Below are 16,243 nucleotides of genomic sequence, written 5' to 3'. Positions count from 1 at the left end.
CCGTGCCGAAACACCTCGCATCACCCGAGACCACAATTCCCGCCCGCCGTCCGGGACGCCGCATCCGGGCGCGCGTCCTCGCCTCCGCGGGAGCTGCGCTCATCGCGCTCGTCGCCGTCGTCGGCATGACCGGGCAGGTGCAGTCCGCATCCGCCGCCGTCTCCCCCACGACCACGTCCCAGTGCAACGACACCCCGAACGGCGGAGGCGACCAGGTCGAATGCGACGTGACGGTCGTCAACGAATTGAACGTCGCCTCGCAGACGGGATCCTCGACGGTCACCACCCGCGTATGCGCCGGCGCCGCGGGAGCGGCCCCCCCTCTGCAACACCACCGTGTCGCAGCGCGACGGGATCATCATCACCGCCGTCGAGCAGTGCAACGGCGTCGCCAACGGCGGCGGCAGCAATGTCATCTGCAACGTCGACATCACCAACAACATCGTCGGCGAGAGCACAACCACGCCCGCCACGGTGAACCAGTGCATCGGCTCCGCGACCGACGGCGCCGCGGGCGGCACCGCCTGCTCGCCCGTCTCCGACACGACGGGCGCCGACGTCACGCAGTGCAACGGCTCCGGCAACGGCGGCGGCGGCGGCGGCGCGACCGTCACCTGCGCCACGAACATCAGCAACTTCGTCACCGCGGTCGTGACGCCGACTCCGACGGCGACAGCGACGCCCACCGCGACCCCCACGGTCGAGCCCACCACGCCCGCTCCGACGCCCACGGTGCCGACGCCCACCCCGACGGCGCCCACCCCCACCCCGACGGTCCCGACGCCGACGCCCACCGCGCCGACCCCGACGCCCACGGCACCGACGCCCACCCCGACGGTCCCCACGCCCACCGCAACGGCTCCGACGCCCACGCCCACGGCGCCCACCCCGACGCCCACCGCGCCGACCCCGACGCCGACGGCGCCGACGCCCACCCCGACGGTCCGGACGCCGACTGCCACCGCGCCGACCCCGACGCCGACCGTCCCGACGCCCACCGCCACGGCCCCGACGCCCACGCCGACGGTCGGCACGCCGACCCCGACCGCGGGCACGCCCACGCCGACCGCCGGGACGCCCCGACCGACCAGCACCACCGCGGCCCCGATCGTCCCCGGCGGCACGACGCCCGGCGGATCGCTGCCGGTGACGGGCTACGACCCCACGCCCACCATCGGCTGGGGCCTCGCCGCCCTGGTCCTGGGTGCGCTCGGGATGGGATGGAACGCCCGACGCCGGTCCGCCCAGCGGTAGCCGCCCAGCGGTAGCCGCCCAGCGGATCGCATGACGAAGAGCCCGACGACGCGTCGTCGGGCTCTCCGTCACGCGTAGCCCCAAAAGCACTCCCATGGTGGGCTTTCGCGTCCCAACGGATACGGTGGCCGCGATGGGGGGTGCAGGATGCATGAGCGAGACGACGGCGGATCCTTCCGCCCGGCGCGCCTCCCACCCGCCTCCGCCCGCCCTCCCGCCGGCCCCGCGGCTCACGCCGTAGCGCCGTCGTGATCCGCGTCGACGTGCTCGGCGGCTTCCGCGTCGCGGGCCTGGGCGCCGATGCGGCATCCGCCTCGACCGGGCCCGATCCGGCCGGAGCCGCCCTCTCCGACGGCACCAGGCGGCTCATCGCCGCGCTCGCGATCCGCGCCCGCCCCGCAGACCGGAGCACCCTCGCCAGCCAGCTGTGGCCCGATGCGCTGGACGGCCGCGCCGCGTCGAGCCTCCGCTCGGCCATCGCCCGCCTCGGCGACGGGGGTCGCGAGATCGTCGGCTCGGCACCCGGCGGGCTCGTGCTGCACGACGCGGTCGCCGTCGACCTCAGGACCGCCCGCGCGACGGCCGCCCGCCTGCTCGAGCCGAGGCAGGAGGAACCGGACGACGCGGACATCTCCCCTGCGGCGGTCGCCCTCTTCAGCGCCGACCTCCTGCCCGACTGGTTCGACGCCTGGCTGGAGCCCGCGGCCGAGGAGTGGCGGCACCTGCGCGTCAACGCGCTCGAGGCCCAGTCGCAGGCGCTCCTCGCCCGGTCGCGCCTGCACGAGGCGGCCGCGGCGGCACGTCGGGCGATCGACGTAGATCCGCTCCGCGAGACCGCGCAGCGCTGCCTCATCGCCGTGCACGTCGCCGCGGGCAACCGGTCCGACGCCATCCGCGCCTACGAGATCTACCGCACGCGCCTCGACCGCGAGGTGGGCCTGGAGCCGACCGCGATGCTCACCGACCTCGTGTCCGGCCTGCGCGCCCGGCCCGCCGCCCGCCGCGACGGCTGACCGCCGGCACCTCCGCCCGTCAGGCCTCCCGGCCGTCGTCGACCGACCCGCCTGCCGCGACGCCCCCGAGCCGCTCCCAGAGGAACGCGTGGATGAGCGACTGCAGCCGCGCCGTCGCGGGGTTGTCCGCGGATCCGCCGTGGCCGCCCGCCGTGTTCTCGTAGTACCAGGCGTCCTCGACCCCGGTCTCGTGCAGCAGCGCGACCATCTTCCGGGCCTGCACCGGGCCGACGCGGTCATCGCTCGTGGCCGCGTAGACCAGCGTCGGCGGGTACTCGACCCCGGCGCGGACGTTGTGGTACGGCGAGAACGTCCGGATGAAGTCCCAGTCGGACGGCACGTCCGGGTCCCCGTACTCGGCGATCCACGACGCCCCGGCCGACAGCCGCGTGTACCGCCGCATGTCGAGCAGCGGCACGCCGCAGACCACGGCGCCGAACAGCTCCGGGTAGGTCGTGAGCATGTTGCCGACCAGCAGCCCGCCGTTGCTCCGGCCCTCGCAGCCGAGGCGAGCGGGCACGGTCACGCCGCGGGTCACCAGGTCGCGCGCGACGGCCGCGAAGTCCTCGTACGCGCGATGGCGGTCCTTCCGCAGCGCAGCGCGGTGCCAGGCCGGCCCGTACTCGCCGCCGCCGCGGATGTTGGCAAGCACGTACACGCCGCCGCGCGCCAGCCAGCCGCGCCCCCTGACGCCGCTGTACGACGGCAGCAGGCTGTTCTCGAAGCCGCCGTAGCCGGACAGCAGCGTGGCCGCGGATCCGTCGAGCGGCAGGTCGCGCGGCCCCACCTGGAAGTACGGCAAGCGCGTGCCGTCGTCCGAGACGGCGAAGTGCTGCTGCACCTCGAGCCCCTCGGCGTCGAACGTGGCCGGCTGCTCCTTCACGGGTCGTGGCGCGCCCTCGCCGACCACACCGTGCAGCAGCGTCGGCGGCGTGAGGAACCCGGTCACGGCGAGCCAGTACTCGTCGGTGTCGCGGTCGGTCGCGACGACGGAGACGGAGGCGAACGGCGTCCCCACGCGCACGTCCTCCTCGCGCCAGCCGCCCGATCCGTCGGCGGTCGGCGGGGTCAGGACGCGGATCCGGCTCGCCACGTCCTCGAGCAGCGTCAGCACGAGGTGCCCCGCGGTCCAGGCCCAGTCCTCGAGGCTGCGCGAGGAGGTCGGCGCGAAGAGCACCGCGAGCTCACGGGATCCGGCGAGGAAGTCGTCGAGGCGCGCCGCCAGCAGCGATCCCGCGGGGTGCACGACGCCGCCCATCGCCATGTCGGTGCGCGGTCGCAGCACGAGCCACTCGCGGTGCAGGTCGACGTCCACGTCCTCGGGCACCTCGATCGACACCGTGCCCGCGGCCGTCAGCAGCAGCGTGCGCGACGTGAAGAAGTCGGGCACCTCGCGCACCACGTCGCGCTCGAATCCGGGCGTGGGGTCGTGCGTCACGTGCACGAGCATGTCGGTGGGTGCGACCGCGTGCACCTCCGGCGCGTCCGCCAGCGCCTGCCCGCGGCTCCAGCGGCGGGCGGTCCGGGCGTACGAGCTCTCGGTGAGGCTGCCCGGCCCGAAGTCGGTGCCGACGAAGACCGTGTCGCGGTCGATCCACGACACCATCGTCTTCGCGACCGGCACCTCGAAGCCGCCCTCGACGAAGCGCCCCGTGGTCAGGTCGAGCTCGCGGACCGCGACCGCGTCCCCGCCGTCGGGCGACAGCGACACGAGCGCCCGGTCGCGCGCCGGCGACAGCAGCTGCGCGCGGGAGAACTGCCAGGGGATCCCCTCGGCCTCGCCCAGCGCGTCCAGGTCGAGCAGCACCTCCCACTCGGGCGCGGGCGCCTGGTACTCGTCCAGCGTCGTGCGGCGCCAGAGCCCCTGGACGTGCTCGGCGTCGCGCCAGAGGTTGTAGAGGTGCTCCCCGTGACGGGTCACGTACGGGATCCGCTCGTCGGACTCGAGCACCTCGAGCAGCTCGGTCGTGAGCCCGGCCCGGGATGCCTCCGGCGACCGCCCGAGCGTGCGCTCGTTCTCGGCGCGGACCCACGCGAGAGCGCGGTCGCCGTGGATCTCCTCCAGCCAGAGGAACGGGTCGTCGGGGGCGTCGGATGCGCGAGCGTCGGCGGTCATCCCCTCAGCCTACGGAGGGGCCGGCCGCCCCGATCAGGCCGCCGGCGCCAGGAACTCGTCCCATCCGGGCGCGGGCCGCTCCATCCCGCTGACCACCCAGCCGCTCCCCTGCGGCGCCCGCGGCGGCGTGCGCAGCGTCCAGCCCATCTCCTCGGGCGTGCGGTCGCTCTTGCGGTTGTTGCACGACAGGCAGCAGGCCACGAGGTTCTCCCACGTGTCCTTGCCGCCGCGGGAGCGCGGGAGGACGTGGTCGATGGTGGTCGCGTTCCGGGCGCAGTACGCGCACCGGCCCCCGTCGCGTCGCAGCACCCCGCGGCGCGAGACGGGCACGCGGCGCGCGTGCGGGATCCGCACGTACCGCGTGAGCAGGATCACGGACGGGCGTCCCCACGCGCCGCCGTTCCCGAGGATCGGGTGCTCCTCGTCCTGGGCGAGCATGGTGGCCTTGCCGCTCAGCACGAGCACCAGGGCCCGCTTGAACGACACGACGGCGAGCGGCTCGAAGCCCGCGTTGAGTACCAGTGTGCGCACGACATCCCTCTCAGACCGGCCTGGACGGCTTCCAGGAATCCGAATGAGGCGTCCCGCCCCCGCAGAACACGCGAAGGCACCGCCGAGTGCTCGGCGATGCCTTCTAGGAGAGCGGGTGACCGCTCGGGTGGACCAGGTGGATGCCCACCCGGGGATGGTGCCGATGGCCGTGGCGCACGTGCGCATCCATGGTGCGGATGTCAGGTGCGGTGGTCATCGGGGCTCCCGGGCGGGTCGAGGGACGTCTCACCGGCCAGGGTAGCCCAGCACCCCTCGTTTGTCCCGGGGAATGCGAGAGGCCGGCGGCGCATCCCACAGGATGCGTGCCGCCGGCCTCTCGGGTCGAGCTGGTGCCGGTCGTCAGCCCAGGAGGCGGACGAAGTGCACGTTGGTGCTCCAGATCGGGCGCTCCTTGACCTGGTCGCCCGGCTTGGGCGCGTCGATGAAGATGCCGTTGCCGGTGTAGATGCCGTCGTGGCTGAAGTCGTTCCAGACCACGATATCGCCGGGGCGGGCGTCTTCGCGCGACACCACGGTGCCGGCGTTGTGCTGCGCCCGCACGGAGTGCGGCAGGTTGAGGCCGAACTGGGCGAAGACGTACTTGACGAGGCCCGAGCAGTCGAAACCGGCCGGGGTCTCACCGCCGAAGACGTAAGGGACGTCGATGTATTGGCGAGCGACGGCGGCGACGCCGCTGGCCGAGGTGCCCTGGTAGATCGGGTTCTGCGCGAGCTGGTTGGCGGATGCGCCCGTGTAGCTCGTGGCCGAGGACGCGAGCTGCGTGCGGCGCTGCTCGGCGAGGGCGGCGCGCGCGGCGGCGGCCTTCTGCGCGTTGAGGTCGGCGACGGAGGTGGCGGTGAAGCCCTCCTCCTCGACGGGGGCGGACGACGCGTTGTGGGCGGTGACGACCTGCGCGTTGGCGGCCGTGTAGTCCTGCAGCGAGGTGCCCTCGGCGGAGGAGGTGTGCTCGAGCGAGGTCCCGGCGGCGTAGGCCGGGATGGCCATGACGCCGACGAGGCCGGTGACGAAGGTCATCACGACGGCGTTGGCGGCCTTCGTGCGGCGCGAGCGGCCTGCGGGCGTCGGAGCCGGGCTCAGGCGCGGTGCGGGGGCCTGCAGCGTGCGGGTCGCGGAGTCGCGACGCGGGCGGACGGCCTTCGCGGTCTCGGCGGCGCGGAGCTCGCGGCGGGTGGGCAGACGATCCATCCCGGGTGCGGGCGGTCGAGTCGGGTCGGACGGGTTCCCGACGGAACCGCTGATGTCACCATGGGCCAAGTTGTCAACCTCCTGCGTCTCGACGCCGGACATGCTGGCGCCCCGTCCCTCCAAGGTCGTCGAGGGCTACTCATGCAGGGGACGGGTGTCGAGACGCCCTGCACCGGGCCCGGAACCTCTGTGGTGGTCGGTCGGGCCTGTTCGAGAGTAAGGGACGCGCACCCGTTTGTCATCCTGAGGGACCATATTTCTAACGAATCCATAACGGCGGACGTCATCCTCACGACGGATGCGGGACAGAACCCCCGGTGAGCGCGGCGCGCCCCGCTCGTGTGCCCCGTCCGGGGGTGGTCCTGGGGATCCGCCCACCGTCGACGTCGAGGAGCCCGGCGCCAGCGTCGGCCTCGGCGCCGGCCTCAGCGCTCGATGAAGATGTGTCCCGCGACCTCGAGCGGCAGCTCGAGCCCGGGCCCCGCGCCGTCCACCCGCACCAGGACGTAGGCGCCCTCGCGGGAGAAGGACCCGGTCGCGCCCGGCAGCACGCCGGCCTGCTTGAGCTGCGAGAGGAGCTCGGGGTCGAACTGCACGGGCTCGCCCAGCCGGCGGATCACCCCGCGCGCGGGAGCGTCCTCGGTCGTGCCGAGCGACGCCTCCACGATGCTCACGACGCCGGCCATGAACGCGACGGCGGGCGAGTCGCCCAGCTCGTCGAGCCCGGGGATGGGGTTGCCGTACGGCGACTCGGTGGGGTGCCCGAGCAGGTCGAGGATCTTCCGCTCCACCTGCTCGCTCATCACGTGCTCCCAGCGGCAGGCCTCGTCGTGGACGAACTCCCACTCGAGGCCGATCACGTCGCTGAGGAGGCGCTCGGCGAGGCGGTGCTTGCGCATCACGTGGACGGCCTTGCTGCGCCCCTCCGGGGTGAGCTCCAGGTGGCGGTCACCGCTGACGATCACGAGGCCGTCGCGCTCCATGCGCGCCACGGTCTGCGAGACGGTGGGGCCCGAGTGCCCGAGGCGCTCGGAGATGCGCGCCCGCAGGGGGACGATGGCCTCCTCCTCGAGGTCGAGGATGGTGCGGAGGTACATCTCCGTCGTGTCCACGAGATCAGTCATCGGGCCTCCCTTGCGCCAGGGACCAGCCTACTTCCCCGGGTGCCGGATGACCGGCGCGGTCCGGGACGGCCCGGGGCGGCGGCGGACGGCCCCCTACCATTGCCGCATGCCAGCCACGACGATCCCCACCGAACTGCTGCCCCTCGACGGACGATTCGGCTGCGGCCCGTCCAAGGTCCGACAGGCGCAGCTCGACCACCTCGCGCTGGCCGGGGCGCAGATCCTCGGCACGTCCCACCGCCAGGCGCCCGTGAAGGACATGGTCGGACGCGTCCGCGCCGGGCTCTCCCGGCTCTTCCGCCTCCCCGACGGCTACGAGGTCGTCCTCGGCAACGGCGGCTCGACCGCGTTCTGGGACGCCGCGGCCTTCTCCCTCATCGAGCGCCGCAGCCAGAACCTCGTGTTCGGCGAGTTCGGGGGCAAGTTCGCGAAGGCCGCCACGGCGCCCTTCCTCGAGGCGCCCGACGTGATCCGCGCCGAGCCCGGCAGCCGCGCCTCCGCGAACCCGGTGGAGGGCGTCGACGTCTACGCGTGGCCGCACAACGAGACCTCGACCGGCGTCATGGCGCCCGTCACGCGCGTCCACGGCGACGAGGGCGCCCTCACCGTCGTCGACGCGACGAGCGCGGCCGGGGGCATCGACTTCGACGCCGCGCAGGCCGACGTCTACTACTTCGCCCCGCAGAAGAACCTCGCGAGCGACGGCGGCGTCTGGCTCGCGCTCTTCTCCCCCGCGGCCCTCGAGCGCGTGGAGCGCATCGCCGCGTCCGGCCGGTGGATCCCCGAGTTCCTCAGCCTGAAGAACGCCGTCGACAACTCGCGCCTGGACCAGACGCTGAACACCCCGGCGCTCGCCACGCTCCTCATGCTCGAGGACCAGCTGGACTGGATCGAGCGCGCCGGCGGGCTGGCGTGGGCGGATGCGCGCACGCGCGAGTCGTCCTCCGTCCTCTACGACTGGGCGGAGCGCGCGGAGTACGCGCGGCCGTTCGTGACGGATCCCGCGCACCGCTCGCAGGTGGTGGTGACCATGGACTTCGACGACTCGATCGACGCCGCCGGGGTCGCCAAGACGCTCCGCGCCAACGGCATCGTCGACACGGAGCCGTACCGGAAGCTCGGGCGCAACCAGCTGCGGGTGGCGACCTTCACGGCCATCGAGCCGGACGACGTGCGCGCCCTGGTGCGCTGCATCGAGTTCGTGGTGGAGCAGGGCGCGGGCTGATCACGCCCCGGAGACGATGACGGCGGCGGCCCCCGAGGGGACCGCCGCCGTCGTCATGCGGCATGAGGGTCAGCGATCGGCACCGTCGAAGCTCGTGTCGTCGTCATCGTCATCGTCATCGTCGTCATCGTCATCGTCGTCGTCGTCGTCGTGATCGTCCGAGGCCGGGGCCTCGAAGTCGACACCGTCGAGGACGTCGTCCGTGTCCTCCGCGTCCTCCGCGGGGTCGTCGTCGTCGTCCTCGGCGCCCTCCGCCGCGAGGCGCTCGGCCTCCTGCTCGGCCTCGACGCCGGCGAGCCGGTCGGACCACGGAAGCCACTCGGGTGAGAGCAGCGCGCCCTCGCCGGGCATCAGCTCGGCCTCGAGCACGGTCGGGGCCGCGTCGTCGACCCGGGCCAGCGTCACGGTCCAGAACCAGCCGGGGTAGCCGGGCATCGTGTTCGCGAAGAGCAGCGACAGCACGCGGTCTCCCTCGACGATCGACCCGGCCGGCTCGCCGACGGTGTCGGCCGGCGTGATCTCGAGCAGGGCGGCACGCGCGAGGTCCACGGCCGCGAGGAGCTCGGCGTCGGGCACGGCCGGCTCGGCGGGCGCGGCGACCTCCGTCGCGGGGGCGGTGACCTCCCCGGTCGCGTCCGCCACCGTGACGTCGGCCGCGGTCACGTCGGTCACGTCGGCCGCGGTCACGTCGTCGTCCGTCGCGGCGGCATCCGCCGTCGTCTCGTCCGTCATCGTCACCTCGTCTTCCCGCGGCTCAGGCATCGAGCTCCTCCGCGACCCGGCGCAGCAGCGCCGCGATCTTCCGACCGTGGGCCTCGTCGGGGTAGCGGCCTCGCTTGAGGCCGGTGCCGATCCCGTCGAGCACCTTCACGAGGTCCTCGACGATGACGGCCATGTCGTCGGCGGGCTTGCGGGACATGCGGGCCAGCGAGGGCGGGGCGTCGAGGATCCGCGCGGAGAGGGCCTGCGCGCCGCGCTTGCCGTCCGCGATGCCGAACTCCAGCCGGGTGCCGGCCTTCACGCCGGCGACGCCCGAGGGCAGGGCCGACGCGTGCAGGAAGACCTCCTGGCCGTCGTCCGAGCTGATGAACCCGAACCCCTTGTCCTCGTCGTAGAACTTCACCTTGCCGGTGGGCATGCGATCCTCTTCCCTCGCCCCGGAGGGGCTCGATGTGCTGGTGGGCGGTCCAGTCTATTCGCCGGGTCCCGCCCGACGCGCCCGGGTGCACGCCACGGCGTAGTCTGAGCGGATGGCATCCGAGACCGCACCGAGCGAGGGACGGGTCGAGCGCATCCTCGCCTACATGCTCGCCGGCATCCTCCTGATCGCCGTGCTGAGCATCCTCGCGATCCTGCTGGCGCCGCTCATCGCCGTCGACGCGTCGCAGTACAGCACCCCGATGTGGCAGGTCATCCTGCTGCTCCCGGCCGTGGGGATCCCCATCGCCGCGCTCCTCTTCATCGCGATCCTGATCATCAGCGTCCGTCGCCGTCGTCGCATGGACGGCACGTCCCGCTAGCGGGACGACCATGACCGACGCCCTCGTGCTCGCGGCCCGCCTCCGCGCGCTCGGCGACGCATCGCTCGCCGCCCTCGTCCGCGACCGCGGCATCGACGCCGCGCGCATCGCCGACCTCTTCGACCTCGCGGACGCCCTGCTCAGCCCGGACGCCGTCGCGGGCGCGCTGGAGCAGCTCGACCGCACGGCGCTGGCCGTCCTCGCGGTCGCCGCAGAGGAGGGGGCTCCCACGAGGCCCGTCCCCCTCGACGCGATCCGTGACTCGCTGGCCCGCCGCTCGGGCGAGGACCCGCTGGATCCCGCGGGTCTGACGGGCGCCGCCCGCCGCGCCGCGGACACGCTCCTCGCCTCGCTCGGCGACGCGGGCCTCACGACGCATCAGGAGGTCGCGGTCGCCCTCGCGGCATGGCCGGCTGCCGGCCTGCCCGGGACGGACGAGCTGGCGCGGTTGACACCGCCCGCCCCGCTCGCCGCCGTGCCGCGCGTCGACCCCGAGGAGGTCGACGCGCACGCGGGCGAGAGCGCCTTCCGCTCGGTCGTCGCCGTCGCCGCCCTCATCGACGAGCTGACGCGCGAGCCGGCACGCGAGCTGAGCCGCGGCGGCATGTCCCTGCCCGACGCCCGCCGCCTGGCGGGCGCGCTCGGCGTCGACCTCGACGACGTCCCCGTCTACCTGTCGCTCGCTGGCCGCGCGGCGCTCGTGGCCCGGTCCGGCCGCACCTGGTCGGCTGCGGCGGCATCGGCCGCGTGGTCGGGTCGACCGACCGTGGAGCGGTGGGAGTCGCTCTCCGCGGCCTGGCTGGACGCGCTGGCGCCCGCCACCCGCGTCATCCTCGCCGAGCGCACCGACGCGTCCTGGGGAGCGGGCCTCGTCGACAGCGTCCTCTGGCGCTTCCCCGGCGGATCCGCCTGGATCGGCGAGCGCATCACCGCCTTCACGCGCGACGCCGGGCTCCTCGGCATCACGACGGGCGACGTCCCCAGCTCCGCGGGCCGCGCGCTCCTCACGACGGGATCCGCGGCCGCGGCCGCCGCCCTCGCGCCGCACCTGCCCGCCGAGGTCGACCGGGTCTACCTGCAGCACGACCTCACGGTCGTCTCGCCCGGCCCGCTCGACGCCGCGGTCGAGTCGCGCCTCCTCTCCGTCGCCGACGCGGAGGGGCGGGGACTGGCGGCCACGTACCGGATCTCCGCGGCGTCCGTCACGCGGGCCCTCGCGTCCGGGGCGACGGTCGAGGGCATCCGCTCCTTGCTCGCGGAGGTCGCTCTGACCGGCATCCCGCAGCCCCTCGACTACCTCATCGACGAGGCCGCCGCGCGCTTCGGCCGCCTCCGCGTCCGCCCGGCGTCGCCCTCCGACGCGGCCCCGGACGCCCGGACCGCGGTCGTCTCCGAGGACGGGCCGCTGCTCGCCACCCTCCTGGTCGACCGCGACCTCGCGCCGCTCCGGCTCGTGCGCGCGGGCGACTCCGTGCTCACCTCCGCCGCGTCGCCCGACGCCGTCGAGCGCGCGCTCGCGGCCGCCCGGCTCGCCCCTGTCCGAGAGGACGCCGAGGGGCGCCGCCTCGCGCCCGCCCCGCCGACCACCCCGACGCCGCATGCCGACGCGCATCCCGAGCCCGACGCGGCGGACGCCCTCGTGTCCCGCGTCCGCGCGGCGGACGGCCCCGACGACGGCGCTGCCTGGACGACGCGCCAGCTCGAGGTGGCGATCCGCGCCAAGGCCGCGCTCCACGTCCGCGTGCGCATGCCGGACGGCCGCGAGGTGGATCACGTGCTCGAGCCCTCCAGCGTGGCCGGCGGCCGGCTGCGCGCCCGCGACCGCGTCGCCGACGTCGAGCGCACCCTGCCCCTTTCCAGCATCGTCGCCGTCTCGCCCGGGCCGGCGACCGCGTGAGCGCGCCTAGGCTGGCGGGCATGCCCGACGGCCCCCTCATCGTCCAGAGCGACCGCACCGTCCTCCTCGAGGTCGCCCACGCAGACGCCGAGGACGCGCGCCACGACCTCGCCGTCTTCGCCGAGCTGGAGCGCGCACCGGAGCACATCCACACGTACCGGATCACCCGGCTCGGCCTCTGGAACGCGCGCGCGGCCGGCCACACGGCCGAGGACATGCTCGCGACGCTCGAGCGCTACTCCCGCTTCCCCGTGCCGCAGTCGGTGACGGTGGACGTGACGGACACCGTCGGCCGCTACGGCCGCCTGGTCATCGGGCGCGACGCCGACGGCGAGCTGCAGATCTCGAGCACGGAATCCGCGGTCCTCTCCGAGGTCGCGAGCTCCCGCCGCATCGCGCCGCTGCTCACCGAGCGCGTGGACGCGACGACCTACCGCGTGCAGGCCTGGGCGCGCGGGCAGCTCAAGCAGGAGCTCGTGAAGATCGGCTGGCCCGCCGAGGACCTGGCCGGCTACACGCCCGGCACGCCCCACGACATGGCGCTCGTGGAGGACGGCTGGACGCTGCGCGGCTACCAGAACGACGCGGTCGACCACTTCCTCGACGGGGGATCCGGCGTGGTCGTCCTCCCCTGCGGCGCCGGCAAGACGCTCGTCGGCGCGGCCGCCATGGCCCGGGCGAAGACCACGACCCTGATCCTCGTCACGAACACGGTGTCGGCCCGCCAGTGGCGCTCCGAGCTCCTCAAGCGCACGACGCTCACCGAGGACGAGATCGGCGAGTACTCGGGCCAGTCGCGCGAGGTCAAGCCCGTCACCATCGCGACCTACCAGATCCTCACCGCCAAGAGGAAGGGCGAGTACGCCCACCTCGCGCTCCTCGACGCGCTCGACTGGGGCCTCGTGGTCTACGACGAGGTGCACCTGCTGCCCGCTCCCGTCTTCAAGCTGACCGCGGATCTCCAGGCCCGCCGCCGCCTCGGCCTCACCGCCACGCTCGTACGGGAGGACGGCCGCGAGGGCGACGTCTTCAGCCTCATCGGCCCCAAGCGGTTCGACGCGCCGTGGAAGGAGATCGAGGCGCAGGGCTTCATCTCCCCCGCCGAGTGCTTCGAGGTGCGCATCGATCTGCCCGACGACGAGCGGCTCGTCTACGCCGCGGCCGCGGACGACGAGCGCTACCGCCTCGCCGCCACCGCGCCCGCGAAGCTCGACGTGACGCGCGCCCTGGTCGAGCGGCACCGCGGCGAGAGCATCCTCGTCATCGGCCAGTACCTGGAGCAGATCGACGAGCTCTCCGAGGCGCTCGGCGCCCCGAAGCTCACGGGCGCGACGCCCGTCGCCGAGCGCGAGCGGCTGTATCAGGCGTTCCGCGACGGCACCGAGAGGGTCCTCGTCGTGAGCAAGGTCGCCAACTTCTCGGTGGACCTGCCGGACGCCACCGTCGCGATCCAGGTGTCCGGCTCGTTCGGCTCCCGGCAGGAGGAGGCCCAGCGCCTCGGCCGCCTGCTCCGCCCCGAGGCGTCCGGGCTGTCCGCGAGCTTCTACACGCTCGTCTCCCGCGACACCGTCGACCAGGACTTCGCCCAGAACCGCCAGCGCTTCCTGGCCGAGCAGGGCTACAGCTACACGATCCTCGACGCGGCCGGCATCGCCGCCTGACCCCCAGACCGCACGCGCGCGACAGCCCGGCTCGCACGTCCAGGTGGCTCCCAGCGAGCGCGCAGATACTTCATCCCATGAGCGATGGCCCGAAGATCCTTATCGTCGATGACGAGCCCAACATCCGCGACCTGCTGACCACGAGCCTCCGGTTCGCCGGGTTCGCGGTCCGCGCCGTCGGCAACGGCGCCCAGGCCATCTCGGCCGTCCTCGAGGAGGAGCCCGACCTCATCATCCTCGACGTGATGCTGCCGGACATGAACGGCTTCGGCGTCACCAAGCGCCTGCGGGCCGCCGGGTACACGGCGCCCATCCTCTTCCTCACGGCGAAGGACGACACCGAGGACAAGATCACGGGCCTCACCGTCGGCGGCGACGACTACGTCACCAAGCCGTTCAGCCTCGACGAGATCGTTGCGCGCATCAAGGCCATCCTGCGCCGCACGATGCACGCCGACGAGGACGCGATCATCCGCGCGGGCGAGCTCACGATGGACCAGGACACGCACGAGGTCCTCGTCGGCGAGGAGCCCATCGAGCTGAGCCCCACCGAGTTCAAGCTCCTGCGCTACCTCATGCTCAACCCGAACCGCGTCCTGTCGAAGGCCCAGATCCTCGACCACGTGTGGGAGTACGACTTCAACGGCGACGCCGGCATCGTCGAGTCGTACATCTCCTACCTGCGCCGCAAGCTCGACCAGCACTCCTCGGAGCCCGTCATCCAGACCAAGCGCGGCTTCGGCTACATGCTCAAGGCCGCCAAGTCCTGACCCTCGGGGGCCCCTGAGGGGTCCGCTCGATCCGAACGGCCGGTCGCTCCACGAGCGCCCGGCCGTTCGCACATGCTGGGTCGCCTATCCTCATGATTCAGGTCAGCGAGACGGGAACACGAGGTGCGGCCAGTGCACGACTACGTGTCGGACAAGTGGAACAACGTCTCCCTGCGCACCAAGATCACGAGCGTCACGGTGCTCCTGCTCCTGCTGGGCCTCCTCGTCTCGGGCGCCGGCACCATGTACCTGCTGCGGCAGCAGATGGTGAGCCAGCTCGACGCGCAGCTCCGGGTCACCATCACGCAGCTCCCGAAGGTGCTCAACACCGACGCGACGATGCCGGACACCTTCACGCAGGACGACGTGGCCACCGCGGATCCCGCCTGGTTCGTCGTGCTGCTCGACGCCCAGGGCGACGTCCTCGCCGACAACTGGACGGGCGACTCCGCCGAGCACCCGCGCGTCTTCGGCCTCGACCTGGCGCGCGCCTCCCAGATCAACAACGAGATCGTCGTCTTCTCGGACAACTCCGGCAAGAAGGCGTGGCACGGCATCGTCCGGGTGTCGCAGAACGCCTCGCCGGACGCCATGGAGTACTCGACCCTCGTCGTCGCCCGGCCGCTCGAGCAGGTCGACGACCTCGTCGCCACGTACATCGTGATCTTCGCGAGCTTCGGCCTCGCCGTGGTCGTCCTCGGCGCCGCGGTGACCCGCATGCTGGTGACCAGCACGTTCGGCCCCCTGCGCGAGGTCGAGCGCACCGCGGCCGCGATCGCGGGCGGCGACTTCAGCCAGCGCCTCGGAGGCGCCACCCCGAACACCGAGGTCGGTCGCCTGAACCGCTCCCTCAACATGATGCTCAGCCGGATCGACCGCGCCTTCGCCGACCGCGCCAAGACCATCGACCAGATGCGGCGCTTCGTCGGCGACGCCAGCCACGAGCTCCGCACGCCCCTCGTCTCGGTGCGCGGCTACGCCGAGCTGTACCGGATGGGGGCGCTGCAGACGCCCGAGGACGTCTCGCAGGCCATGGAGCGCATCGAGAAGGAGGCCATCCGCATGGGCGGGCTCGTGGAGGACCTCCTGGAGCTCGCGCGGCTCGACGAGACGAAGCCACTGCAGCTCGCGCCGGTGGACCTCTACCCCATCGCCCGCGACGCCGCCCTCGACGCGATGGCCTCCTCCCAGACCCGCACCGTCACGGCGCTGCCGCCCGTCCTTGTGAACCCGGTCGGCCCGATGCTCGACGCCGACGGCCTCGAGTCCACCCAGGACCTGTCGCCGGAGGCGCCGCGCGGCTCTGGGACGACGGCGGGCAACGACGCGACCGGCCCCATCGCCTTCGCCGGCGCCACGCTCTCCCGGTTCCGTGCCCGCCGCTCGCGCCGCCCCGGAGAGACCTCGACGGATGCCCTCTCCCCCGCCCGCCCCGGCGATGACGACGCGCGCGTCCCCGCCGAGGGCTTCGCCATGGTCCAGGCGGAGGAGAACAAGATCCGGCAGGTGGTGACCAACCTCATCGGCAACGCGGTGCGGTTCACTCCCGCGGGCAGCCCGATCGAGCTGGCCACCGTCGTGGACGAGGCCGCGCGGGAGGCGCGCATCGAGGTGCGCGACCACGGGGACGGCGTGCCCCCGCAGATCCGGGAGAAGATCTTCCAGCGCTTCTGGCGCGCCGACACGTCGCGCACGCGCGAGACCGGCGGCAGCGGGCTCGGCCTCGCCATCGTGTCGGCCATCGTCGCCGCGCACCGCGGACGGGTCGACGTCGTCGAGACGGAGGGCGGCGGGGCGACCTTCCGCGTGATCCTGCCCCTCCTCCCCAGCGCGGAGAACCCCGCGACCTCCACGCCCAGCGTCCCGCCGGCCCCCGCATCCTGATCGCCGCGTAGCCTCCGCCCGTCCCACGACGAGAAGGAGGAG

General features: G+C 73.5%; 14 protein-coding genes. 8 read left to right on the top strand and 6 right to left on the bottom strand.

Annotated features, from left to right (window positions below):
* Positions 1-336: 336 nt before the first annotated feature.
* Together CMS_RS17580 and CMS_RS13655 are read left to right on the top strand one after the other, a co-directional pair.
* Complete coding sequence (locus tag CMS_RS17580; protein ID WP_049791951.1) at positions 337-1,254, top strand: hypothetical protein; 918 nt, start codon at positions 337-339, stop codon at positions 1,252-1,254.
* 248 nt (positions 1,255-1,502) lie between these two features.
* Positions 1,503-2,267 (top strand): AfsR/SARP family transcriptional regulator, encoded by a 765-nt coding sequence (locus CMS_RS13655; RefSeq protein ID WP_012300006.1) that lies wholly within the window; start codon positions 1,503-1,505, stop codon positions 2,265-2,267.
* 19 nt (positions 2,268-2,286) lie between these two features.
* Here CMS_RS13655 and CMS_RS13650 read toward each other — a convergent pair whose 3' ends face one another.
* The 4 genes from CMS_RS13650 to CMS_RS13635 form a co-directional block, all read right to left on the bottom strand.
* Positions 2,287-4,383: a prolyl oligopeptidase family serine peptidase gene (locus CMS_RS13650; RefSeq protein WP_012300005.1), complete on the bottom strand. Its 2,097-nt coding sequence runs from the start codon at positions 4,381-4,383 to the stop codon at positions 2,287-2,289.
* Between the two features lie 33 nt (positions 4,384-4,416).
* A complete protein-coding gene (locus CMS_RS13645) occupies positions 4,417-4,914 on the bottom strand; it encodes an HNH endonuclease (RefSeq protein WP_012039154.1) in 498 nt (165 codons plus the stop codon).
* A 360-nt stretch (positions 4,915-5,274) separates the two neighbouring features.
* The gene (locus CMS_RS13640; protein WP_223842665.1) at positions 5,275-6,120 is read right to left on the bottom strand and encodes a C40 family peptidase; all 846 of its coding nucleotides are present in this window, start codon (positions 6,118-6,120) and stop codon (positions 5,275-5,277) included.
* A gap of 425 nt (positions 6,121-6,545) precedes the next feature.
* The gene (locus tag CMS_RS13635; RefSeq protein ID WP_012039156.1) at positions 6,546-7,244 is read right to left on the bottom strand and encodes a metal-dependent transcriptional regulator; all 699 of its coding nucleotides are present in this window, start codon (positions 7,242-7,244) and stop codon (positions 6,546-6,548) included.
* A gap of 106 nt (positions 7,245-7,350) precedes the next feature.
* Here CMS_RS13635 and serC point away from each other — a divergent pair, with 106 nt between their 5' ends.
* Positions 7,351-8,469 (top strand): phosphoserine transaminase, encoded by a 1,119-nt coding sequence (gene serC, locus CMS_RS13630; RefSeq protein WP_012300002.1) that lies wholly within the window; start codon positions 7,351-7,353, stop codon positions 8,467-8,469.
* Between the two features lie 69 nt (positions 8,470-8,538).
* On the opposite strand, the gene CMS_RS13625 is transcribed toward serC, so the two are convergent.
* Together CMS_RS13625 and CMS_RS13620 are read right to left on the bottom strand one after the other, a co-directional pair.
* Complete coding sequence (locus CMS_RS13625) at positions 8,539-9,201, bottom strand: DUF3027 domain-containing protein (protein ID WP_223842664.1); 663 nt, start codon at positions 9,199-9,201, stop codon at positions 8,539-8,541.
* A 22-nt stretch (positions 9,202-9,223) separates the two neighbouring features.
* Positions 9,224-9,607 (bottom strand): cold-shock protein, encoded by a 384-nt coding sequence (locus tag CMS_RS13620; protein WP_012300000.1) that lies wholly within the window; start codon positions 9,605-9,607, stop codon positions 9,224-9,226.
* 112 nt (positions 9,608-9,719) lie between these two features.
* Between CMS_RS13620 and CMS_RS13615 the strand changes: the two genes are divergently transcribed.
* The 5 genes from CMS_RS13615 (at position 9,720) to CMS_RS13595 (ending at position 16,201) form a co-directional block, all read left to right on the top strand.
* Positions 9,720-9,989, top strand: a complete 270-nt coding sequence (locus tag CMS_RS13615; protein ID WP_012299999.1) for a hypothetical protein — start codon at positions 9,720-9,722, stop codon at positions 9,987-9,989.
* A gap of 10 nt (positions 9,990-9,999) precedes the next feature.
* On the top strand, positions 10,000-11,886 hold the full coding sequence (locus CMS_RS13610; protein ID WP_041464717.1) for a helicase-associated domain-containing protein: 1,887 nt from the start codon (positions 10,000-10,002) through the stop codon (positions 11,884-11,886).
* Positions 11,887-11,906: 20 nt separating this feature from the next.
* Complete coding sequence (locus CMS_RS13605) at positions 11,907-13,547, top strand: DNA repair helicase XPB (protein ID WP_012299997.1); 1,641 nt, start codon at positions 11,907-11,909, stop codon at positions 13,545-13,547.
* Positions 13,548-13,624: 77 nt separating this feature from the next.
* The gene (locus CMS_RS13600) at positions 13,625-14,317 is read left to right on the top strand and encodes a response regulator transcription factor (protein ID WP_012039163.1); all 693 of its coding nucleotides are present in this window, start codon (positions 13,625-13,627) and stop codon (positions 14,315-14,317) included.
* A gap of 123 nt (positions 14,318-14,440) precedes the next feature.
* Positions 14,441-16,201 (top strand): sensor histidine kinase, encoded by a 1,761-nt coding sequence (locus tag CMS_RS13595; RefSeq protein WP_012299996.1) that lies wholly within the window; start codon positions 14,441-14,443, stop codon positions 16,199-16,201.
* The last annotated feature ends 42 nt before the right edge of the window (positions 16,202-16,243 follow it).

The sequence above is a fragment of the Clavibacter sepedonicus genome, from assembly GCF_000069225.1.
GTDB lineage: Bacteria > Actinomycetota > Actinomycetes > Actinomycetales > Microbacteriaceae > Clavibacter > Clavibacter sepedonicus.
Note: the sequence above shows the minus strand (reverse complement) of the source record. Positions and strands in the feature narration are given on the sequence as shown.